The following is a 23,826-nucleotide window of genomic DNA, read 5'->3' on the forward strand; positions in this document are numbered from 1 at the left end:
TTGCCACTGTAAACAGAATGAATATCATAACGAGAATTATTATCAGTCATGGAATGAGGTACAACTATGCGTACTCTGCCCCGCTCCGCCGGTACAGATGTTGCGGCCCAGTGTTTTTTGAACGCGCTGCTGCGCGAAACGAAGGACTGGCATTATCTTCCCGCAACCCGTGCGGATGAGTTATCACAGATTCATATCCCGCTCTCCCCAACCCAGGCCATTCGGGTTCCGGTACGCTATTTCTCCCCCACGCAGCATCACCAGTATCGTTTTCCGGCAACGCTGATTCAGGCCGACAGCGACGGCGGTGACACGGTCACATTTCATCAACTGATTGATTTCATTCTTCAAAAAGAGACGATAAAAGGCGATCTGGATGCCGATACGCTGGCTCGCTTTAAGCAGCGCGTCCTGGAAAGCCATACGCACACCTGGCAGGCCATTGATTTACGCCACAACTGGGCAAACCTGCGCGATAAGCCGCTGACGTTTGCCGAAGCGGAACAGGCGCTGCTGGTCGGCCATGCTTTTCATCCTGCTCCAAAGTCGCACGAGCCGTTCAACGAGGCCGAGGCGCGTCGCTATCTGCCGGATTTCGCCTCCCGCTTCCCGCTGCGCTGGTTTGCGGTTGAGCATGAGCTGATTACCGGCGACAGCCTGAATGTCTCCCTGCGGGAACGTCTGCTGCGCTTTGCAGCGCAGAGCGCGCCGGCCCTTCTCGGTCACTTCACCGACACCTGCTGGATGCTGCCGATGCACCCGTGGCAGGCCGACTATCTGCTGGAGCAGGACTGGTGCCAGCGTCTGGTAGAAAAAGGCGCCCTGCGCGATCTGGGCGAAGCCGGTGCGCAATGGCTGCCCACCAGCTCTTCCCGCTCGCTGTACAGTGAAACCAACAGCGACATGATTAAGTTTTCCCTGAGCGTGCGGCTGACCAACTCCGTGCGCACGCTGTCGGTGAAAGAGGTTATGCGCGGCATGCGCCTGGCACGCCTGGCGAAAACGGCACGCTGGCAGGAACTTCAGGCGCGCTACCCGACCATGCGCGTGATGCAGGAGGACGGCTGGGCGGGGCTGTGCGATGAGCACGGCGTCGTTCAGGAAGAGAGCCTGATGGCCCTGCGCGTCAACCTGCTGTTCGATACCCCTGAAACGCAAACCAACGTGCTGGTGAGCCTGACCCAGGCCGCGCCGGACGGCGGCGACAGCCTGCTCGCCGCGGCGGTGCGTCGTCTGAGCCAGCGTCTGGATCTCCCGCTCGCCCAGGCCGCGCGCTGCTGGCTGGACGCCTACTGCGACCGGGTATTGCTTCCGCTGTTCAGCGCCGAGGCGGACTACGGTCTGGTCCTGCTGGCGCACCAGCAAAATATCCTCGTTGAGATGCAGCAGGATTTCCCCGTTGGGCTGATCTACCGCGACTGCCAGGGCAGCGCTTGGACCGAAGGGGCCGACGCGTGGCTGAAAGAGGCAGGTGAAACCGAAGTGGAAAACCGCTTCGGTGAGAGCCAGCTGCTGCGCTACTTCCCTTATTACCTGCTGCTGAACTCTACCCTTGCCGTCACCGCCGCGCTCGCCGCTGCCGGTTTCGACAGCGAAGAGAACCTGATGTCCCGCGTGCGTGACGCGCTGGCCGAACTGCGCACGACGGCGAAGCAGACCCGCTGCCTCGATTACGTGCTCGACAGCCCGACCTGGAACTGCAAAGGCAACTTCTTCTGCTATCTGCACGATCGCAACGAAAACACCATCGTCGATCCGGCGGTGATCTATTTCGACTTTAGCAACCCGTTTTATAAGGAGAAGGCGTGATGGCAAACGCGAATATCGTCCATTCCGGCTACGGCTTTCGCTGCACGGTCACGGAACAAAACCTGCCGCTGACGCTGGGTCTCGACGGCAGCGCGGTGCTGGAGCGGCTGACCGGGCTCCCGGACGGCTGGCTGGTGGACGCCCTCGACCAGCTGTTTGTTGCCGCGCCCGCCCTGACCGGCATTACCCTGCCGTGGGCAGCCTGGCAGGATGAACCTCAGGCGCAGGCGCTGTTTAGCCTCGTTCACGGGGATTATCTGGCGCGTGAAAACTTCTGGCAGCTGCCGCTGTGGCTGAAAGGCGAACGTCCGCAGGCGAGCGGCGGAATGCAGTTTGACGAAAGCCGTCAGCTGTACTTCCCGCTGCGCCCTCACCGCCCGCAGAGCGAGGTGTACCGCCGTTACGATCCGCAGATTAAGCGCACCCTGAGCTTCCGCGTGGCGGACGTGGCGTTGGACGGCGAGCGTTTTACCCGCTGGATGAACAACCCGCGCGTAAATGCCTTCTGGGAGATGGCCGGTCCGCAGGCCGAGCAGGAGAACTACCTGCGTCGCCAGCTCGACTCGACTTATTGCTATCCGGTGATCGGCTGCTTTGACGATCAGCCGTTCGGCTATTTTGAACTCTACTGGGCGGCAGAAGACCGCATTGGCCGCCACTATCGCTGGCAGCCCTTTGACCGCGGGCTGCACATGCTGGTGGGTGAAGAAAACTGGCGCGGCGCGCAATACATCCGCAGCTGGCTGCGTGGCCTGAGCCACTATCTGTATCTCGATGAACCGCGCACCACGCGCATTGTCGCCGAGCCGCGCTTCGACAATCAGCGTCTGTTCCGCCATCTGGCGTCCGCCGGTTTCGACACGGTGAAAGAGTTCGACTTCCCGCACAAACGCTCCCGTCTGATCATGAGCGAGCGTCACCGCTTCTTCCACGAGGTGGAACTGTGAACGCACTCTGGCAGAAAGTGAACCGCGAGATGGTGGCGAAGATCCTCGCCGAACTGGAATATGAACGCACCCTGCGCGCCGAGCCGGTTTCGGCGGACAACTGGCGCATCAGTATGGGCAACGCGTGCTGGCAGTTTCGCGCCACGCGTGGGATATGGGGCTGGCTGCATATTGACCCTGATACCCTGACCACCACCAGCGGCGCGGCGGTCGAAGCGGAAAACGCGCTGCTGCAACTGGCCACCGTGCTGGAGATGAGCGACGCGCAAACGGCGGAGCACATGGAAGATCTCTACGCCACGCTGCGGGGTGACATGCAGCTGTTGCAGGCACGTGAAACGCTGGATGCCGATGCGCTGATCCACCTCGACCCGGACGAACTACAGTGCCTGATGCGCGGTCACCCGAAGTTTATTTTCAACAAGGGACGCCGCGGCTGGGGGCTGGATGCCCTGCGCCTGTACGCGCCGGAATATCGCGGGCGTTTCCGCCTGCACTGGGTCGCCGTGCAGCGCGAGCGTCTGGTCTGGAGCAGCGACGCCGATTGCGATATTAACGCCCTGCTCGCCAGCGCCATGGATGATGCCGAGCGCGAACGGTTCAACGCCCGCTGGCAGGAGCTGGATCTGGACGACAGCTGGCTGCCGGTGCCGCTGCACCCGTGGCAGTGGCAGCAAAAAATTGCCATTCATTTCCTGGCGCAGCTCGCGCGCGGTGAGATGGTGGAGCTGGGTGAGTTCGGCGATGAGTATCTGGCGCAGCAGTCCCTGCGCACGCTGACCAACGCCAGCCGTCGCGCGCCGTATGACATCAAGCTGCCGCTGACCATCTACAACACCTCCTGCTATCGCGGTATTCCGGGCAAGTATATCGCCGCCGGTCCGCTGGCCTCGCGCTGGCTACAGCAGCAGTTCGCCAGCGATGCCACGCTGATTCGCTCCGGGGCGCAGGTGCTTGGCGAACCCGCAGCCGGATATCTGTCGCATCCGGGTTATGCCGCATTGCCTGAGGCGCCGTACCGCTATCAGGAGATGCTGGGGGTGATCTGGCGCGAGAACCCATCCTGCTATTTACAGGATGGCGAACAGGCGGTGCTGATGGCGGCGCTGATGGAAACCGATAACCAGGGGCGCCCGCTGATTGACGCGTGGATCAAACGCTCGGGGTTAACCGCTGACGCATGGCTGGAAAAGCTGTTTGAGGCGACGGTGATCCCCTTCTACCACCTGCTCTGCCGCTACGGGGTGGCGCTCATCGCCCACGGCCAGAACGTCACGCTGGTGATGAAAGATTACGTTCCGCAGCGCATTTTGCTGAAGGATTTCCAGGGCGACATGCGCCTGGTGGATGAAGATTTCCCGCAGATGCAGAGCCTGCCGGAGCAGGTAAAAGCGGTGACGGCGCGCCTCAGCGCGGATTACATCATCCACGACCTGCAAACCGGCAACTTTGTCACGGTACTGCGCTTTATATCCCGCCTCACCCTGCAATGCGGCGTGAGCGAAACCCGCTTCTATCAGATCCTGGCGCTGGTATTACGTCGCTATATGGCCGCCCATCCGGATCTTGCGGCGCGCTTCGCCAAATTCGACCTGTTTAAGCCGCAGATTATTCGCGTGATCCTCAACCCGGTCAAACTTACCTTCTCTGAACACGACGGCGGCAGCCGCATGCTGCCGAACTACGTCTGCGATCTTGATAACCCTCTTTTTCTGGTCTCCCAGGAGTCAGCGCAATGAAAACCTATGATTTCATCGGCATTGGTATCGGTCCGTTCAACCTCAGTATTGCCGCGCTGGCAGAGGGGCTGGACGGTTTTAGCTCGCTGTTTCTTGAACGCAAGCCGCACTTCTCCTGGCACCCGGGGATGATGGTGCCGGACTGCCATATGCAGACCAGCTTCCTGAAGGATCTGGTCAGCGCCGTGGAGCCAACCAACCGCCACAGCTTCCTGAACTATCTGGTACAGCGCAAAAAGTTCTACCGTTTCCTCACCACCGAGCAGCGCACCGTGTCGCGCGAGGAGTTTGCCGACTACCTGTGCTGGGCGGCGGATAACCTCACTAACCTGGCCTTCAGCCAGCAGGTACAGCAGGTCAGCTTTGATGAGCAAAACGGCCTGTTTGAGGTCGTGACCCAGCGGGATCGCTTCCTGGCGCGCCACGTCTGCGTGGGGATTGGGAAGCAGATCAATCTCCCAGACTGCGTCACCGCGCAGGACGACACCTGCTTCCACGCCAGCGAAATGATGCTGCGCACGCCGGATTTAGCGGGCAAGCGCGTCACCGTCGTCGGCGGCGGCCAGAGCGGTGCCGATCTGTTTTTAAATATCTTCCGTGGGGAGTGGGGGCAGCCGCTGAGCCTCAACTGGGTGTCGCGCCGCAACAACTACAACGCGCTGGATGAAGCCGCGTTTGCCAATGAGTATTTCACGCCGGAGTACGTGGACAGCTTCTCGACCCTTGGTGACGACGCCCGACGTCAGATGTTGCAGGAGCAGAAGATGACCTCCGACGGGATCACCACGGAGTCGCTGCTGGCCATCTATCGCGCCATGTATCACCGCTTCGAAGTGCTGCGCGAAAAACCCTGGGCGCACCTGATGCCGTCCCGCTCGGTGACGGCGCTGACGCGCCAGGAAACCGGACATCGCCTCAGCATCCAGCATCACCTGGACGGCGGGCGCGAACAGCTGGAGAGCGACGTGGTGATTTTCGCCACCGGCTACCGCGCCGTGCAGCCCGCGTTTCTCGCCCCGCTCTCTTCCCGACTGCGTCTGGATGAGAATGAAGCCTTCTGCATCAACAACGATTTCACCCTTGAATGGGACGGCCCGCAGAGCAACCGCCTGTTTGCCGTCAATGCCGGGATGCACCGTCTCGGTATTGCCGAACCCCAGCTCAGCCTGATGGCCTGGCGCGCGGCGCGAATTTTGAATCGCGCTCACGATGACGAGCCGTTTGAGCTGGCAACCACCCCCGGCGTGATCCACTGGCGGAGCACCACCAGCCCGGAGAGCAGCCAGGTTTTTAAATCATTAATGAAGACCACCGAGTACTGACACACACATTCAGGATCAACATAACAATGAAACGTTCTCATCTTTGGGTTTTAAATCCGTGCTTGCTTGCCATGCTTTCTACCTCTGCGTGGGCGGAAGAACAAAAGGAAGAAGATATTGTGGTCTCCGCCAGCCGGGCACATCGCAGCGTGGCAGAGATGGCGCAAACCACCTGGGTTATTGAGCGGGCGGAAATTGAGCAGCAGGTTCAGGGCGGGAAAGAGATTAAAGACGTGCTGGCCCAGCTGATCCCCGGCATGGACGTCAGCAGCCAGGGACGTACCAACTACGGCATGAACCTGCGCGGTCGCTCCATGATGGTGATGGTGGACGGCGTACGTCTGAACTCTTCCCGCAGCGACAGCCGCCAGCTCGACTCTATCGATCCGTTCAACATTGACCGTATCGAAGTGATCTCCGGCGCCACCTCGCTGTACGGCGGCGGCAGTACCGGCGGGCTGGTGAACATCGTCACCAAAAAAGGCCAGCCGGAGACCGAAGTGGAGTTCCAGACCGGGGCAAAAAGCGGGTTTAACAGCCATAACGACCATGATGAGAACGTCTCCGCAGCCGTGAGCGGCGGCAATGACAACGCCTCTGGCCGTCTGTCGGTCTCCTATCAGCGCTACGGCGGCTGGTATGACGGCAACGGCGACGAGGTGATTATCGATAACACCCAGACCGGCTTGCAGTATTCCGACCGTATCGACGTGATGGGGACAGGCACCATCAACATCGACGATCATCAGCAGCTCCAGTTAACCACGCAGTACTACAAGAGCGAATCCGACGGCAAGCACGGCCTGTTCCTTGGGGAGAATTTCGCTGCGGTCACGGGCGATGCCAAAGCCTATAACAAAGACAACCTGAACTCTGACCGTATCCCGGGCACAGAGCGTCACCTGATCAACCTGCAATACTCGAACACCGATTTCTGGGGTCAGGATCTGGTTGCGCAGATTTACTACCGTGACGAGAGCCTGACCTACTACCCGTTCCCGACGCTGAGCAAAGGCGCGGTGACCAGCATTGGCGCGTCCCAGCAGAAAACCGATTTTTACGGCGGCAAGCTGACGCTGAACAGCAAGCCGATGGACGACCTGACCCTCACCTGGGGTGTGGATGCCGACCACGAAACGTTCGATGCCAACCAGCAGTTCTTTGACTTGAGCAAAGCGGCGGCGAGCGGCGGCATGGAGCTGGACAATGCCTACAACGTGGGCCGTTATCCGGGTTACAGCATTACCAACCTCGCGCCGTTCCTGCAAGCCAGCTATGACATTGACGCCATCACCCTGAGCGGCGGCGTGCGTTACCAGTACACCGAAAACAAGGTGGACGATTTTGTCGGCTACGCCCAGCAGCAGGCAATCGCCACGGGCAAAGCGACCTCCGCTGACGCGGTGCCGGGCGGGAAAACCGACTACAACAACTTCCTGTTTAACGCCGGGATCCTTGGACGTCTTACCGAACAGCAGCAGCTGTGGTTTAACTTCTCCCAGGGCTTCGAGATCCCGGACCTGGCGAAGTACTACGGCTCCGGCACCTATCAGCTGGTCGATGGTCACTATCGCCTGCAAAACAGCGTCAACGTGAACGACTCAACGCTGGACGGTATTAAGGTCAATGCTTACGAGCTGGGCTGGCGCTTCACCGGCGATAACCTGCGTACCCAGGTGGCGGCGTACTATTCGCTCTCGGATAAAACCATCACCATCAACAAGAGCGACATGACCATCAACCTGGAGGACGATAAACGTCGTATCTATGGGGTTGAAGGCCAGGTGGACTACTTCTTCACCGACAGCGACTGGAGCACCGGGGCGAACTTTAACGCCATCAAGTCCGAAACGCGTGAAAACGGGAAATGGGAGAAGCTGACGGTCGACAGCGCCAGCCCGTCTAAAGCCAGCGCATGGGTTAACTGGGCGCCGGGCGACTGGGCCCTGCGCGTGCAGAGCACACAAACCTTCGACGTGTCTGACGCCGACGGTAAGAAGATTGATGGCTATAATACCGTTGATTTCCTGGGCAGCTACGCCCTGCCGGTGGGCAAAGTCAGCTTCAGCGTGGAAAACCTGCTGGACAAAGACTACACCACCGCCTGGGGCCAGCGCGCACCGGGGCTGTATAGCCCAACCTATGGCTCACCGGGTCTTTATACTTATAAAGGCCGTGGACGTACGTTTGGCCTGAACTACTCCGTTCTGTTCTGATCCTGCGCGCCGCCTGCGGGCGGCGCATTATGCTGTGCAATTTGAAAGCAAATTTGCTATTAAATCATCGGTTTGCTGAAATTCTCGGCAAACGAACAAAAACGATGTTTTCCCCTTTGACAAGGCGCACGCAGGTCGATAATATGCGCCTCGTTCACACGATTCCTCTGTAGTTCAGTCGGTAGAACGGCGGACTGTTAATCCGTATGTCACTGGTTCGAGTCCAGTCAGAGGAGCCAAATTTGAAAAGCCTGCTTTTAGAGCAGGCTTTTTGCTTTTCAGCGCATGAGAAATGCAGGACGGCGCCCGTTGCCGTTTTAGTGTTTACCCCCACCTCCTCACCTGTCCCTGTTATATATTCCACTAATAAATAGAATCATTAATATTAATAACACATAACTATCATTCATCAAATATCGATCGGCAAAAACTATTAATTACATTCCGTGTGATATTCATCACAAAACGGGATTGCTCAACGTTTATTATTTATCGCATAGCAAAAGCAAATCGTTAGACCAGGAAAAATAATCTCATCAAGAGCTAAAGTTTTTTACTTATATACCCTATGGAGGTAATTGCTTTGCCATGGAAAGACCCATCATCAAATGCATTTTTTAGCTGGCTTTACATAATATTATTTGGCGCGTGGGGAGGACTTGTCAGATATCTCCTTGACGTTAAGTCAGGCCAGTCGGGAAGAAGTTTATTTTCTGCGTTAGCACAAATTATTGTATCAGGATTTACCGGTGTACTTGCTGGGTTGATGTCACAAAGCCTTGGTTCAGTATTTCATACTTCGCTTGCAGTCAGCGGTATATCAGGTGCAATGGGTGTTGTTGCTCTTAATTATTACTGGAAGAAAATCTCTGGAGATAGTAATGATAAATCATGAATTTAGTAGAAAGACTGAAAAGAACCTTAAAGGAGTACATAAAGATCTTTCGGAGGTGATGAGAAAAGCATTGAAATTATCGCCTGTTGACTTCGGTATTTCTGAAGGGGTAAGAAACCAAAAACGACAGCTTGAGCTATTAGCATTAGGAAAATCCTTAACGTCTAAAAGCAGGCATTTAACGGGGCACGCCGTCGATGTATTCGCGGTCATCAACGGTACCGTTTCATGGGATTTTAAACATTATCAGACAATTGCAACGGCTGTTTTTCAGGCCGCTAAGGAGTTATCAGTTGATATTGAGTGGGGTGGCAACTGGACGGAAATAAAGGATGGCGTTCATTTTCAGCTATCACGAAAGATGTATCCTGAATAGAACCTAACACTTTTGACATGTATATTTCCGCAGAGAATACAGCGCATCGTTATTTTCCGGATGATTAACCATGTTCTTTTTACATAAATTTTATAATAGGAGAATGAGAATACAAAATCGCTTTTAATTATCACAGCACAAAATTATCCGTCAGGCGTTTATTTACTCGTTATTTATACAGGCGATGCTTAATTGCGCTGACAAAAAAACCATATATCTTATTGAATGAAATAAAAGGAATACCATCATGACAATTACTTATATTAAAACTGAACTTGCACCAGCCGACAACCAGCTCGCTGCATACCTTTATTTTACCTCAGATACCCCGGTAAGTTATTCTTACACTGTTACAAAAAGGACGACCAGTCCAACCAGCGTAGATTTTACCTATACATCGGATCTCATTTATGGTGTTACTCAAACCATTAAAATCCCTGTTATTGGTCTTTATGCGCAATATGCAAACAGTGTGCAGGTCGTATTTAAGGATGACACGGGTACTGAAGTTTTCAATCAGCCATTTATCATCAGTACAGAAGATCAGGAATATGATACATCTGTCATCTTCCACCTCGATATTGAGCAAACCGATCCTGCACTATTTACCTCTGTATGGGGAAACAGTTGGTTAATGGAATCCACTGGCCGAGGTTATGACCAAAATGGTGACCTGCGTTTTAACTTCTTATCGGTTTATCATCTCCAACCGCTGCGGATCCACAATGGCTACCTCTATACCGGCAGCGACGAAGATATGGCGTGGTACGGCCGTAGCTTTTTCAAAATTGATATCATGGGCAATGTCGTCCTTGAATTCGACATGCGTGATGCTGATGGCAATCACTATGCAAATACTCATGATGTAATCTGGGACTCCGCGGGCGACATTTATATGTTTGGCACCGATAGCCCTAACCGACTAACCAACACGATGGCGCAAGATGCGCTGGTTCTGAAATTTAACGATCAGACAGGGAAAATGATTTGGGCGAAAAACTATACCAGCGAATATAGTGGTTCTCAAATTCTGAATAACAATACGCCTAATGATGTCCATTTTAACTCTCTTACATGGATTGCAAGCAGCCCAAATAACGAAGAAGCCATTATTGTCCATTCTCGCACAACGAGTACAACTTTTGGTATCTCTATCGTTGATGGCAGTATCTTGTGGGCAATCGACACAGGTAATTTCAACCCTCAGTTCCCGGCAAAACAAGCGACTATTCATATTGATAATTCGGGTATTACTCATTTTGAAAATGGTGCCCATACGGTGTGCATTACGAATAATAGTGCTTTTTCTGCCAGTATCGATCCTACCGCAGGAAAATTTGTCTTATCAGTGTTCGATAACCGATCTTGCGTAGATGAAAATGGCAACCCCGTTATTCGTCCGATAAATGACGCAGCGACGTCGGACCCCTATCAAACAGATCCAGCCCGCATTCTGTTCTATGCGGTCGACTTAGCAGCAGGCACCGCTGTTGAGATTCATGCGCCTGTTGAACTCCCAACGACGCCTATCCTCCAATGGACCGACTTTATGGGAGGCGTGTTTGATCATGGTGATTATTTCACTATTTTTACCTGCCATGCGCGCTCATTCTTTATCAGTGACGTAGACGGTAATATGGTTGCCTCTATCTATGATGTGATTTCTTTATCTGATGGCGCTCCTCAATACCCAGGGGAGGCCTACCGTGCAAGATTATTTAATGAAACGGAGCTTACTGACGTCATCACTGCGGCATCTATTTATGCAAATTAATCAAATGATGTAACAATCTGGAACAGATGCAATTGATCACTGCATATGTTAATAGGGGGTCATGTCGAGCCATGACCCCTTGATGCTATATACGAAGCGCACAGGTCATGACTTCATCGCCGAAAAGATTGAGCCATTATTCATACCTGAAGGCGCTAATGTAAATTTATCGTTATAGTCTTGCGCCAGGGAAAGTAGTATTTGCGTCACCCGCCCTGCGGATAGTTGCGCGCTGCGACTAAAATGCGTTTGTTTATATAGCCAGTTGATAAAGCACCTGCTGGCCGTTAAAGAGAGCCTTTTAGCGTTACTGCTATCCCCCCCTGTTAATGGGCAAACCATCTTACGGTTTCTTCCCTGCTCCCAAAGCTGCCACTGACTTTGCCACCAGCCATGCTGTGACGTTCTCTGAAAATTCCAGGGTATATCACTATCATTATCGTTGATTTCTTCTTCTATAAACCACATTTCACCTTGCCCCAGGCGAAACAAATTTGCCCAGGCGGTAATGACTGCTCCCCGAAGAAAGCATTCGTGTGAAATAACATGCATCTTTACCTCAGGAAAGAGGAGATTCAGTATTCGAAAATGCCCGTGAGCCGCTATCACCGGGCGCACAATCGAACCTCTGGCGTTACATTTCAGAGCCGCGCTTCCATACTGTATTTCATCGAACTGGCTCCGACGCAGAAACTGTGTCTCTCGCATATCAACGCGTTTTACAATATCAGCGTGATGCAAATCAGGCTCTATATTTCCCTTCCAGTGATAACGTAATGTTTCCCCACTTTGATGCTCAGTAAAATTAGTGGAGAGATGAATAATATTACCGCGAATGGCATCAAAACTGATCAGGACATACAATTTCTGTTCTGCAATTCTCCCCTGGAACGGTACAACCAGTGACACAGTTTCAATACGTTCTGGATACACTATTTTTCTTTGCTTTTGCTGTTTGGGTGTCCAGACTTTTTTGCAGGCGCGGCACTGAACGCGCTGTGTCCCCCGTGGGTTATAACCATAACAAATAGTTTTCGGGCAATAACATTCAGGGCAAAAATAACCGTTTTCTAAGGCATAGGCGCTTAAGCAAGAAAAAAGCCATTCATTAAATTGTTGTTCATTAAACAGAGGGGGATAACTCCCACATGCCCGGCAGTGCAATGCTGGATATCCCAGCCTGTAGTCTGGCCAACTGTAATCTTCAGATGCTGAGACTGGCAGCCCTAAATTACGGCAACCAAACGATTTACAGGTATTAATCGTAAACAGAATCAATATTAATCACCAACGATTTGAATGGGTCGGTGATTTTGCCGCATAACTCTTGCATAAGTGTGTGAGCAGGTTCGCATAAAAAATCCTTTCAGAACGTAAAGTAGCGAATCTTTATATGACTGAAAGGAACGACTTATGAAGATAAAGTTAATCGCTGCGGGTATTCTGACGACGTTACCATTTTGGGCCTGCGCTAAGGACGTCACCATCCTTTATACCAATGATCTCCATGCTCATGTAGAACCTTATAAAGTGCCATGGATTGCTGACGGCAAACGGGATATTGGTGGCTGGGCGAATATCACTACTCTGGTAAAAGAGGAAAAATCAAAAAGTAAAGCGACATGGTTTTTTGATGCAGGTGACTATTTCACTGGCCCTTATATTAGTAGCTTAACGAAGGGAAAAGCAATTATTGATATTATGAATACCATGTCGTTTGATGTTGTAACGATAGGAAATCATGAATTTGATCATGGCTGGGATAATACATTATTACAGCTAAGCCAGGCGAAATTCCCTGTCGTACAGGGCAACATATTCTATGAGAACAGCAGCAAATTATTCTGGGATAAACCTTATACCATCGTCGAAAAAGATGGCGTGAAAATTGGCGTCATTGGTTTGCACGGCGTGTTTGCCTTCAATGATACCGTCTCCGCGGCAACGCGCGTAGGCATTGAAGCGCGGGATGAAATTAAGTGGTTACAGCGCTATCTGGATGAACTGAAAGGCAAAGTCGACCTGACCGTATTGCTGGTCCATGAAGGTACACCGGCGCGTCAGTCCAGTATGGGAGGGACCGACGTACGACGTGCACTGGATAAAGATATTCAAACTGCAAGCCAGGTGAAAGGTCTGGATATTCTGATTACGGGACATGCGCATGTCGGTACGCCGGAACCGATTAAAGTTGGCAATACGCTGATCCTCTCGACCGACAGCGGCGGCATTGATGTGGGGAAACTGGTACTGGACTACACGAAGCCGCATCAGTTTACGATGAAAAATTTTGAGCTTAAAACCATTTACGCCGATGAGTGGAAGCCCGATCCGCAAACGAAACAGGTTATAGACGGCTGGAATAAGAAACTGGATAAAGTAGTTCAACAAACGGTGGCGCAGTCGCCGGTTGAGTTGACGCGCGCGTATGGTGAATCAGCCCCACTGGGTAATCTGGCTGCGGACGCTCTACTGGTGGCTGCGGGTAAAAATACTCAGCTAGCCTTGACCAACTCGGGCGGCATTCGCAATGAGATCCCGTCGGGCGCAATTACGATGGGTGACGTCATCAGTACGTTCCCCTTCCCTAACGAGCTGGCCACAATGGATCTTACGGGTAAACAATTACGCACGTTGATGGAACATGCCGCAAGTTTAAGTAATGGCGTCTTGCAGGTTTCAAAAGGCCTGGAGGTGAAGTATGACAGCAGTAAACCAATCGGTCAGCGGGTCGTCGTATTTAACCTTAATGGCAAGCCGATTGAGGATGCGACAGTCTACCACATTGCCACTCAGAGCTTCCTTGCTGACGGCGGCGATGGTTTTACCACCTTTACCGAGGGTAAAGCGCGTAATACAACAGGCGGTTACTACGTTTCTAATGCCGTGATCGATTACTTCAAAGCGGGCAACACTATTACGGATGAGCAGCTCAACGGCATGCGCGTTGCTGATGTGAAAAAGTAAAGGTTCTTACCATACAGGCTTTTGGCGCCGCATTGGTGATGAATGCATTGAAATAAAATAAACGTTTAAGGGTTCATACCTCTACATGGACCCTTTTCAAGCTATTATTTTTTTCAAGGGAATTGATTATGAAGAAAAATATAAAGCTGAGCCTGATTACGTTATGTTGGTTCGCAACGTTAACCGCCTCAGTTCATGCAAAAGATGTAACTATTTACTATACCAACGATCTACATGCTCATGTCTCTCCTGGGAAACTACCCACCGTTGACAAAGAACGTCTGGTAGGAGGTTTTGCGAATATAGCGACCATCGTCAATGATGCTAAGAAAATAAGTAAAGATGTTTTTTTCTTTGATGCAGGTGATTACTTTACCGGGCCCTATATAAGTACCCTGACCAAAGGCGAAGCCATTATTGATATCATGAACACCATGCCCTTTGATGCTGTGTCAGTGGGAAACCACGAATTTGACTATGGCGTTGATAACATGGTTAAGCAGTTATCAAGAGCACACTTCCCCATTTTGTTAGGTAATGTTTTTTATACCAACAGTGAAAAGCCCGTCTGGAATACCCCTTGGACGGTTGTCGAAAAAGATGGCATCAAAATTGGCGTAATCGGGGTACATCAGAAATTTGCATTTTATGACACGATTGCAGCTAAGGCTTACGCTGGTTCAGAGGCGCGTGATGAAGAGCCTTATATTCAAAAAGGGCTTGATGCCTTAAAAGGTAAAGTGGATATCATCGTGCTGCTTATTCATGAAGGTACGCCAGCGCGCCAGTCAAGCTATGGAAACAAAGACGTAGCCAGAATGCTACAAGCTGATATCGATACCGCGAAGAAATTTAAGGGTATTGATGTATTAATCACAGGCCATGCCCATGTAGGGACGCCAGAACCGATTAAAGTTAATGACACTATCATTGTTTCAACGGATGCCTATGGTACTGACATTGGTAAATTAGTATTGGATTTTAACCCTCAGACGAAGAAAATTGTGCGTTACAAAGGTGAATTAATCACTGTATTTGCTGATGAATATAAACCTGATCCAAAAGTTCAGCTTAAAATTGATGAGTGGAATGCCAGTCTGAAAAAAATCACTGGCCAGGTTATTGGTTCGACAACGGCGCACTTTACGCGTTCATATGGGGAATCATCACCCGTCGGTAATTTGATAATTGATGCCATGATGGCAAAAGTGCCGGATGCCGTCGTTGGATTACAAAACAGCGGAGGGATACGTGCTGATTTCCCACAGGGAAATTTAACCTACGGCGATGTTATTACCACCTTCCCGTTTAATAATGACCTGGTTGAAATGGATCTTACCGGAAAAGATCTCACCGATTTAATGATCCATGCGACTAATCTCACCAATGGTATTTTGCAAGTATCAAAAAGCGTTCATGTTGTCTATGACAGTACAAAACCGCTGGGCAAACGTCTCATTAAATTCACTGTCAATAATCAACCCATAGATCCGACCAGGATATATCGGGTTGCTACACACTCATTTTGTGCGACAGGTGGCGATGGATTTGAAGCATTTTTAAAAGGGAAAAATATTAAAACTATTAACAGCACTACCTCTGCCGATTCAATTATTGATTATGTGAAGGCGCATAGCCCAGTTAAACCCGATCATGAAATGAGGGTGACTGATGTAAGCGCAGCAAAATGAATTAAACAAGAAGTGATTAAATACTGACATGTATTTTAAATACCACTCGCTTTTCAACATACTCCCATTAAAGGAAATACACGCATGAAAAAAATGAAATATCTTTTACCAGGCGCATTGATAATGCTCCCCTTCATTGCGTTTGCGGACTCTGGTAATAATGAATATCTATCAGACTGGTGGCATCAAAGCATTAATATAGTCGGCAGCAACTCTACTCGCTTTGGGCCACAAAAAAGGTCCGATCTCTATCCAGAATACCGTGCGTGGGCACATGTGGATTGGTTTGATTTTTACGGCTATGCGGATTTACCTAAATTTTTTGGTTTGGGAAATGACAACGACATTGGTATTTGGGACAATGGCTCGCCATTCTTTACAGAAATAGAGCCACGTTTTAGTATCGGTAAATTAACGGGACTTGATCTGAGCGTTGGTCCATTTAAAGAATGGTATTTTGCTCACAACTATATTTATGATGCGGGTACTAACGAAGGACAGCGTCAAAGTACCTGGTATATGGGAATTGGGACGGATATTGATACGGGATTACCGATAACTTTATCTGCAAACATCTACGCTAAATACCAGGGGAATAATTATAACGCCGCCAACGAAAACGAATGGGATGGATATCGCTTTAAATTAAAATATGCTATTCCTTTAACTACACTGTTTGGCGGGAAGCTAAATTACGTCGGTTTCACCAATTTTGATTTTGGCTCAGACTTAAAAGACGAATCAGGTGGCGAGCAACCCTTTTACTCCCGTACTAATGATTCAATAGTTTCTACCCATATCCTCAGCTTAGTTTACTCTCACTGGAGCTATGGCGCCACCCTTCGTTATTTCTATCATGGTGGGCAATTTGAAGAAGGCAGTAAAGCATATAATAGCAAAGGGCAGATCACCCGTATAGACTCTACGGGGTGGGCCTACTATTTAACTGCCGGATACACTTTTTAAATATGTCTAAAAGGAATTAGACATTAAGAAATAAAATAATATTGCCATTCATTTATGGATGGCATTATTTTATTTAACCCGGTACACGCATCACCCAGGAAGACTTAGAGCCACTCTTACCGTTCCCGGCAGACAATGCGCCGCCGGGCAAAAACTAAATCTGATAATCAATCGCCACCTCTTCCGGCTCCATCACCTGGCGTTTGATCTCATCCACGGAGAGCCCCGCATTGCACAGCTCGATAAAACGCCACACATAGTTACGCTGAAGCTGTCCGCGCTTTAGACCGAGCCAGACGGTGTTCGCATCGAACAGATGACGCGTATCCAGACGCACCAGATTTCCGGCCTCATATTCGCCGCCAGACTGCTCGGCCACCAGGCCAATCCCCAGCCCTAACTCGACGTAGGTTTTGATCACGTCGGAATCCTGCGCACTCAGCACCACGTCCGGCGTGAGCCCTTTACGCTTGAACGCTTCATCTATGCGCGAACGCCCGGTAATGCCCTGCCGGTAGGTGATAAGCGGCCATTTGACGATCTCTTCCAGCGTCAACGGTGAAACCTGGTTCAGCGGGTGTTCGGCGGGTAATAGCAGGCTGTGGTGCCAGCGGAACCACGGGAACGCCACCAGCAGCGGGTCATTGCTCAGCCGTTCACTGGCGATACCGATATCGGCCCCACCGTTATGCAGCAGCACTTCAATTTCCTGCGGCGTGCCCTGGATCAGTTCGAGACGTACGTCCGGGAAGATCTCACGAAATGCTTTGATAACCGTCGGAAGGCTGTAACGCGCCTGTGTATGGGTGGTGGCGATAGTCAGCACACCGGAAGCGTCGTTGGTAAAGAGATCCGCCAGCCGACGAACGTTGCTGGCCTCGTTGAGAATGCGCTCAGCGATGGTCAGCAATGCCTTGCCTGGCTCGGTCATACCCAGCAGGCGCTTGCCGCGACGGATAAAAATCTCAATGCCTAACTCCTCCTCCAGCTCGCGGATATGTCGGCTGACGCCCGACTGAGAGGTGTAAAGCATATTGGCGACTTCGGTCAGGTTGTAATCCCGCCTGGCCGCCTCACGAATAATTTTAAGTTGCTGGAAATTCACAATTCACTCCGGCGCATCTGACATAAGGCTATTGTTAGAGTCAGCCGGGCTGGAGAACAAATAATAAAAACCAGCATCTTATGCTTATTTGGAATATCAGCTGACGAGTTGCAGCTCGCGATTTTCCAGCGACGGCTTACTGACCAGAGACATCAGGATCTCTTTCACCGCCTGCGCCTGCGGTGACAGGGAGCCGCGCGCGGACATATTCAACGACAGCGGTAAGCTCATGGATGGCGTGGTGATGCGGGCCATCCAGCCGTTCGCCGCGCTGCACAGTGAACGTGCGGCAGATTCGGGCAGAACCGTTACACCCATGCCGCTGGCAATGGCGGCAGTCAGCGTGGAAATAGAATCAATCTCGCCGATAATTTTGGCCGTCAGACGACGCAGCGAGAACGCTTCGTCAACGCGCACGCGCACGGCACTGTAGTCGCGCGGCAGGAACAGGTTCATCTCTGCCACAGCGGTTAAATCAATGCTCTGACCGGGACAATCACGGGTACCGACCAGGTAAAGATCTTCCTTCAGCAGCGGCTGGCTGGTGATCCCGGCAACCGGGGAGCGATCGTACAGCACCGCCATATCCAGCTGACCGTTGAGCAGTTTGTCATTGAGCACGGAACCACTGTTCTCATGCAGATAAACCAGCACTTCCGGTAGCTCCGCGCGCACCGCCTGAAGCAGCGGCATGGTGACAGACGATGCGGCCGTTCCCGGCGCAAGGCCAATGGAGACATGGCCACTCAGGGTCTGACCCACATTGTGCACGGCAAGCTGCGCCTGTTCACACTGACGCAGGATCGTGCGGGCATGGGTATATAAAATTTTTCCCGCTTCGGTAGGCGTTACGCCGCGCTTGGTGCGGATCAACAGTTGCTGGTCCATTTCGCCTTCCAGAGTCGCGACCTGCTGGCTCAGCGCAGGCTGCGCGATATGCAGCACTTCAGCCGCCTGGGTCAGGCTGCCGATATCGACGATTTTTACGAAGTATTTCAGTCGTCTTAAGTTCATGTTGCCCCCTGTTCGAAAATAGCGTGCCGGTAACGGCTGTGTTGTTAAACAGGTTTTGCAATATGGATGCCAGTTTTTTGCAGCGGGTGTATGTCGCTGCTAAGCGGCTGAAAATAAGGAAAGCCAATCACTGGTGCCTGTTTTAAGACGGGGACAACGGTTTCCGATCTGCCCCATTCGGGGTATATCTGCACAATAATGGTGCATTCCGTTGGCAAAAACGTCACTTTGCTGGTTTTGTCAGCAAACAGTTCAAAGTCGGCGATCCATCCTTTGACAAGGCGTACGCAGGTCGATAATATGCGCCCCGTTCACACGATTCCTCTGTAGTTCAGTCGGTAGAACGGCGGACTGTTAATCCGTATGTCACTGGTTCGAGTCCAGTCAGAGGAGCCAAATTTGAAAAGCCTGCTTTTAAAGCAGGCTTTTTGCTTTTCTGCGTTCGGTCAGTTTGTCGGGTGGCGCTGCGCTTACCCGACCTACATTCTGCGTTCTGTAAAATTGTCGGGTGGCGGCTTCGCCTTACCCGACCTACGGTCCTGTAGGCCCGGTAAGCGCAGCGCCACCGGGCATAGCAAGCTTCACCGGCATCCCCGACCGCCGTTCCAGCTCAGCGCCCGCCCCTTCACTTATTAGCTGCGTCCTTTGTGCGGCTGAAATGGGCAGCGGCACCTTATTTGTCGATTCAAATTCCGCGCGATTGCGTGACAGCGGCTCGTGAACCTCTACCCAACGGCTACCGTCCGGCTCGGTGGTCACCTTTAAGGGCTGATCGATAAGCTGTACCCGCGTCCCCACCGAAACGTTATCGAACAGGTATTTAATATCGTTATTACGCAGGCGAATGCAGCCCTGGCTGACGCGCAGACCAATGCCGAAATTTGAGTTGGTACCGTGGATCGCGTACAGCCTGCCGATATAGAGGGCATACAGCCCCATCGGGTTATCCGGCCCGGCGGGAACGAACGCGGGCAACGTTTTCCCCTCTTTCGCGTAAGCGCGTCGCGTATTTGGCGTGGGTGACCAGGTTGGGCCTTCCTGTTTGCGCTCAACGGCGGTTACCCAGTTACGCGGCGTTTCGCGCCCGGCCTGACCGATGCCAATAGGCAGCACCTCAACCGTGTTGCTGCCGGGTGGATAATAGTAAAGTCGCATTTCCGCGACGTTCACCACAATCCCCTCGCGCACGGTTGGTGGCAGAATAAGCTGCTGGGGTACCACCAGCTGTGTTCCGGCTCGCGGTAAAAACGGATCCACCCCCGGGTTGGCTTCCAGCATATTGCTCAACCCCTGTCCGTGCTGCGCTGCAAACGCTTCGAGCGGCAGAGTATTGCCCTCAGGCACGGTGATGGTGATCGGCGCCCCCACCAGACGGCTGCCCTCGGGAGGGAGGGGGTAGGTTACAGCAGATGCAGCGGGAACCAGAATACCAAGCGTAAAAACGAACGAGGCAAATCGAATCATAGTGTTCTGTACTCAGTCAAAGAGAAAGCCTGCCGGTGGGCAGGCTTAGCCTGCTCATTCAGTCATCTTTTCGTCGTGCGCCATCTCCGGGTAAGGACTTTTTCTGCTTCAACAATCATGAACATCGCAAACCCAATCAGGAAGGTAATGATCCAGTAGCGGAACGGTAGCGCTTCGGTACCGAACAGCATTTGCATGAACGGCGCATAGATGATCAGAAGCTGAAGAGCCAGAAGTACGCCGCTCACGATCCATATCCCCTTGTTAGCCAGCAGACCTTTACTCAGGGAGAAGCCGTCGGTGACGCGGCAGTTGAGCATGTAAAACCACTGGGCGGTGACCAGCGTTTGCAGCAACACGGTGCGGATGAACTCCGGCGAGTAGCCGCGAGGTTGCAGCCAGGCCTCCAGCACAAAGGCGCTGATGGCAATCATCAGGCCGACAAACACCACTCGCCAGATGGCATACCCGTCCATCACATGCAGGTTAGACTTACGCGGCGGCCGGTTCATGATGTCCTTCTCACCCGCTTCAAACGCCAGGCCAAACGACAGCGTTGCCGAGGTTGCCATGTTCATCCACAGGATCAGTACCGGTGTTAATGGGATCAGGTTTCCCGCCAGCAGGGCAATTATGATCAGCAAGGCCTGGGCGATGTTGCTCGGGATAACGAACAAAATGGTCTTTTTCAGGTTGTCGTAGACCCGACGCCCTTCATGGACCGCCCGGGCAATGGTGGCAAAGTTATCATCCGTTAACACCATATCGGCGGCTTCTTTGGTGACTTCAGTACCTTTGATCCCCATCGCGATGCCGACATCCGCCCGCTTCAGCGCCGGCGCATCGTTCACCCCGTCCCCGGTCATTCCGACCACTTCCTGCTTACTTTGCAGCGCCTGCACCAGGCGGAATTTATCTTCCGGGCTGGTGCGGGCAAAGATATCGTATTTTTGCGCCGCCTCGCTCAGCTGGTGGTCGTCCATCGCCTCCAGCTCGCGCCCGGTAATGGCGCTCGCCGCGTTGCCAATACCCAGCATCTGTCCAATGCTCATCGCCGTTTGTGGATGATCCCCGGTAATCATTTTCACGCGAATGCCCGCCTGCAAGCAGTCGGCAATGGCCGAAATGGCTTCCGGGCGCGGGGGATCCATCATGCCCGCAATGCCGAGCAGTATGACCCCTTCTTGCAGATCCGCATGCGTCAGCTCGCGCTGCCCGCTGGCAGCCGGTTTCCAGGCCGCAGCCACCATGCGCAATCCTTCGCGCGCATACTCTTCAATCTTCTCTTCCCAATAGTGCAGGTTGAACGGCTCCAGCCCGTTTTGGGTCTGCTGGTGCTGGCAAAGACGGAAAAGGACGTCCGGCGCACCGGTGATTAACATCACCTCTTCGTCGCCCAGGCGATAGAGGGTGGACATGTATTTATATTGCGAATCAAATGGGATTTTACTGCGCAACTCGGCGTCAATTGCCGGAAGCGGGATTTTGGCCGCCAGCACCTTCAGCGCGCCTTCGGTTGGACCGCCGGTGATTTTCCACAGCCCCTGCTCATCTTTGATCAGCTGGCTGTCATTACAGAGATCGACTGTGCGCAGATAGCGCTCAAGCACAGATCCCGGGGTCACGGTGACCGGTGTCGGATCGTCAACAGGGTGAATCGCGCCCACCGGCTCGTAGCTGTCTCCGTCCACGCGGTAGGTGGTGTCCGCGGTAATCACCGCTTTTACCGTCATCTCATTCATAGTCAGCGTGCCGGTTTTATCCGAGCAGATAACCGTCATCGCCCCCAGCGTTTCCACGGTAGGCAGCTTGCGAATAATCGCCTTGCGACGCGCCATCGCCTGCACGCCCAGCGAGAGGATGATCGAGATAATGGCCGGTAATCCTTCCGGCACCGCCGCCACCGCAAGGCTAATCAGCGACAGCACCAACTCTGATACGGGCATATCACGGAAGATAAGACTGAAAACGAACAGCGCCAGCATCATCACCAGAATAGTGATAAAAATGGTCTTGCCGAGCTTGTCCATTTGCACCATTAACGGGGTACGGTGTTTTTCAATGTCTGACATCATCTGGTTGATATGGCCGAGTTCAGTCTCCCCACCGGTCGCCACCACCAGCCCTTTTCCGCCGCCGGAGCTGACGGTGGTGCCAGAATAAAGCAGGTTGTAACGGTCGCCTAACGGCAACTCCCCGTGGAGCGCATCGCTGCTTTTCTCCACTACCGTGGATTCGCCGGTGAGAATAGCTTCTTCCACCCGCAGATTGTGCGCCTCTGTCACGCGAAGATCAGCAGGAATGCGATCCCCGGCGCGTATCACGACGATATCTCCGGGCACCAGTGCTGTCGTCGGGATAGTTTCATGGTTGCCCTGCCGGATGACCACAGCCTCGCTGGAGAGCATATTGCGAATACTTTGCAGCGATTTCTCCGCATTGCTCTCCTGAATATGGCCAATCAGGGCGTTAATGATGGCTACCCCAAGAATGACAAACATATCCACCCAGTGTCCCATTATCAGCTTCAGCAGCGCCGCCGCCAGAAGGACGTAAATAAGGACATCGTTGAAATGGGCCAGAAAGCGCAGCCAGCCAGGTTTACCCGGTTTTTGCGGTAAGGCATTTTCACCGTATTTTTCCAGCCTGGCGGTGGCTTCTGTACTGCTAAGTCCGTCGAGGCTGGATTGGATATTTGTCAGGGTTTCATCAACGGTTTGTTGATAATACGGACGGTGAGGCTTTTCTGTTATCATCGTTCCTTCCTCGGGTTCTTTTCAGAAATCACCTTGCTTTCATGACATTAACGAATAACGAAAACAGGAACATGCGCGTAACGAACGATACTCGCCGCCTCTGACCCTAATAAATGAGTTTGAATATTTGGATTACGCGATCCCACAATAATCGCACCGACGTTAAGCTCATCCGCCAGTTTGATTACCTCATCACGTATATTCCCGCTGCGAACATGTAGATGGACATTTGCTTCCGGCAGGTTGATTTTTTTTACCAGCGCAGCCAGTTTTTCTTTAGCATTATTAATCATATATTCATCCATCTTTCTCGCGTCTGCAATAAAACCGCGGGTCAGTTCCGCCGAGAACTTTGGCATAACGTACAGCAGATGGACATTACCCGATGCGCTTTGCGCCAGGAATTGGGCATGCTGTAGCGCTTTATCAGACAATGCTGTTTCGTATACATCCACCGGCACCAGAATCGTTTTATACATATCAAGCATCCTTTTTTATAACCAACACAACAGTGAGTGAATCAGGAGAGATCGCATCAAACCCATGGGTACAGGCGTGAATGCCTTTTACGGAAAAAAAGGAATGGATGCTATTAAACGTAGCACAGGAATATCAGGATGTTATTCAAAGGGGATACACCATCGTAACGCTTGTTTCGCCTGAGTATGTCACGCCACTAATAATGGTTATTTAACATTTATTTATTCACCGACTATGCTCATAGTCAGGCATGCAACACGTTTATTCTCTTTATCCCGCGCCACCTTCAACCTCATGGAGGAATG

At 52.2% G+C, this 23,826-nt stretch carries 17 protein-coding genes and 2 tRNA genes; 13 read left to right on the plus strand and 6 right to left on the minus strand.

The window, feature by feature from the left end; translation table 11 throughout:
• The first annotated feature begins 66 nt into the window (after positions 1-66).
• The 9 genes from ACQG0T_RS14160 (at position 67) to ACQG0T_RS14200 (ending at position 11,078) form a co-directional block, all read left to right on the plus strand.
• Positions 67-1,809, plus strand: coding sequence for an IucA/IucC family protein (locus ACQG0T_RS14160; protein ID WP_150326030.1), 1,743 nt, complete (start codon positions 67-69; stop codon positions 1,807-1,809).
• Positions 1,809-2,756 (plus strand): GNAT family N-acetyltransferase, encoded by a 948-nt coding sequence (locus ACQG0T_RS14165; protein ID WP_045328720.1) that lies wholly within the window; start codon positions 1,809-1,811, stop codon positions 2,754-2,756. Before ACQG0T_RS14160 ends, ACQG0T_RS14165 begins: the two co-directional genes overlap by 1 nt.
• Complete coding sequence (gene iucC, locus ACQG0T_RS14170) at positions 2,753-4,495, plus strand: IucA/IucC family protein (RefSeq protein ID WP_149604029.1); 1,743 nt, start codon at positions 2,753-2,755, stop codon at positions 4,493-4,495. The genes ACQG0T_RS14165 and iucC overlap by 4 nt, the downstream gene beginning before the upstream one ends.
• Complete coding sequence (locus tag ACQG0T_RS14175; protein WP_017383315.1) at positions 4,492-5,817, plus strand: lysine N(6)-hydroxylase/L-ornithine N(5)-oxygenase family protein; 1,326 nt, start codon at positions 4,492-4,494, stop codon at positions 5,815-5,817. The genes iucC and ACQG0T_RS14175 overlap by 4 nt, the downstream gene beginning before the upstream one ends.
• A gap of 26 nt (positions 5,818-5,843) precedes the next feature.
• Positions 5,844-8,033, plus strand: a complete 2,190-nt coding sequence (locus tag ACQG0T_RS14180; RefSeq protein ID WP_032654151.1) for a TonB-dependent siderophore receptor — start codon at positions 5,844-5,846, stop codon at positions 8,031-8,033.
• Between the two features lie 163 nt (positions 8,034-8,196).
• Positions 8,197-8,272: transfer RNA gene (locus ACQG0T_RS14185), tRNA-Asn, on the plus strand.
• Between the two features lie 329 nt (positions 8,273-8,601).
• Positions 8,602-8,928 carry a phage holin family protein gene (locus ACQG0T_RS14190; protein ID WP_017693121.1) on the plus strand — a complete coding sequence of 109 codons (327 nt, stop codon included), beginning with the start codon at positions 8,602-8,604 and terminating at the stop codon, positions 8,926-8,928.
• Positions 8,915-9,304 (plus strand): M15 family metallopeptidase, encoded by a 390-nt coding sequence (locus tag ACQG0T_RS14195; RefSeq protein ID WP_023294975.1) that lies wholly within the window; start codon positions 8,915-8,917, stop codon positions 9,302-9,304. Before ACQG0T_RS14190 ends, ACQG0T_RS14195 begins: the two co-directional genes overlap by 14 nt.
• 247 nt (positions 9,305-9,551) lie before the next feature.
• Positions 9,552-11,078, plus strand: a complete 1,527-nt coding sequence (locus ACQG0T_RS14200; RefSeq protein WP_271040329.1) for an aryl-sulfate sulfotransferase — start codon at positions 9,552-9,554, stop codon at positions 11,076-11,078.
• 105 nt (positions 11,079-11,183) lie between these two features.
• Here the strand turns inward: ACQG0T_RS14200 and ACQG0T_RS14205 are convergent, their stop codons facing one another.
• Positions 11,184-12,359 carry a cytoplasmic protein gene (locus tag ACQG0T_RS14205; RefSeq protein WP_085939390.1) on the minus strand — a complete coding sequence of 392 codons (1,176 nt, stop codon included), beginning with the start codon at positions 12,357-12,359 and terminating at the stop codon, positions 11,184-11,186.
• A 132-nt stretch (positions 12,360-12,491) separates the two neighbouring features.
• Between ACQG0T_RS14205 and ACQG0T_RS14210 the strand changes: the two genes are divergently transcribed.
• The 3 genes from ACQG0T_RS14210 (at position 12,492) to ACQG0T_RS14220 (ending at position 16,702) form a co-directional block, all read left to right on the plus strand.
• Entirely contained in the window at positions 12,492-14,045 is a 1,554-nt protein-coding gene (locus tag ACQG0T_RS14210) for a bifunctional metallophosphatase/5'-nucleotidase (protein WP_015572415.1), read from the plus strand.
• Between the two features lie 128 nt (positions 14,046-14,173).
• Positions 14,174-15,736, plus strand: coding sequence for a bifunctional metallophosphatase/5'-nucleotidase (locus ACQG0T_RS14215; protein WP_015572414.1), 1,563 nt, complete (start codon positions 14,174-14,176; stop codon positions 15,734-15,736).
• An 84-nt stretch (positions 15,737-15,820) separates the two neighbouring features.
• Positions 15,821-16,702, plus strand: coding sequence for a nucleoside-specific channel-forming protein Tsx (locus tag ACQG0T_RS14220; protein WP_064489434.1), 882 nt, complete (start codon positions 15,821-15,823; stop codon positions 16,700-16,702).
• A gap of 154 nt (positions 16,703-16,856) precedes the next feature.
• Here the strand turns inward: ACQG0T_RS14220 and cbl are convergent, their stop codons facing one another.
• On the minus strand, positions 16,857-17,807 hold the full coding sequence (gene cbl, locus ACQG0T_RS14225) for an HTH-type transcriptional regulator Cbl (RefSeq protein ID WP_017383311.1): 951 nt from the start codon (positions 17,805-17,807) through the stop codon (positions 16,857-16,859).
• Between the two features lie 96 nt (positions 17,808-17,903).
• On the minus strand, positions 17,904-18,821 hold the full coding sequence (gene nac / locus ACQG0T_RS14230; RefSeq protein WP_003859531.1) for a nitrogen assimilation transcriptional regulator NAC: 918 nt from the start codon (positions 18,819-18,821) through the stop codon (positions 17,904-17,906).
• Positions 18,822-19,141: 320 nt separating this feature from the next.
• Here nac and ACQG0T_RS14235 point away from each other — a divergent pair.
• Positions 19,142-19,217 (plus strand) — tRNA-Asn (locus ACQG0T_RS14235).
• 135 nt (positions 19,218-19,352) lie between these two features.
• Here ACQG0T_RS14235 and ldtA read toward each other — a convergent pair.
• The 3 genes from ldtA to ACQG0T_RS14250 all read right to left on the minus strand — a co-directional run bounded on the left by ldtA (position 19,353) and on the right by ACQG0T_RS14250 (position 23,520).
• A complete protein-coding gene (gene ldtA, locus ACQG0T_RS14240; protein WP_015572412.1) occupies positions 19,353-20,285 on the minus strand; it encodes a L,D-transpeptidase in 933 nt (310 codons plus the stop codon).
• A gap of 62 nt (positions 20,286-20,347) precedes the next feature.
• Positions 20,348-23,041 (minus strand): cation-transporting P-type ATPase, encoded by a 2,694-nt coding sequence (locus ACQG0T_RS14245; protein ID WP_047365507.1) that lies wholly within the window; start codon positions 23,039-23,041, stop codon positions 20,348-20,350.
• A 47-nt stretch (positions 23,042-23,088) separates the two neighbouring features.
• Entirely contained in the window at positions 23,089-23,520 is a 432-nt protein-coding gene (locus ACQG0T_RS14250; RefSeq protein ID WP_003859525.1) for a universal stress protein, read from the minus strand.
• Positions 23,521-23,826 lie beyond the last annotated feature (306 nt).

The organism is Enterobacter cloacae complex sp. 302F9, assembly GCF_050030335.1.
Taxonomy (GTDB): domain Bacteria; phylum Pseudomonadota; class Gammaproteobacteria; order Enterobacterales; family Enterobacteriaceae; genus Enterobacter; species Enterobacter hormaechei_C.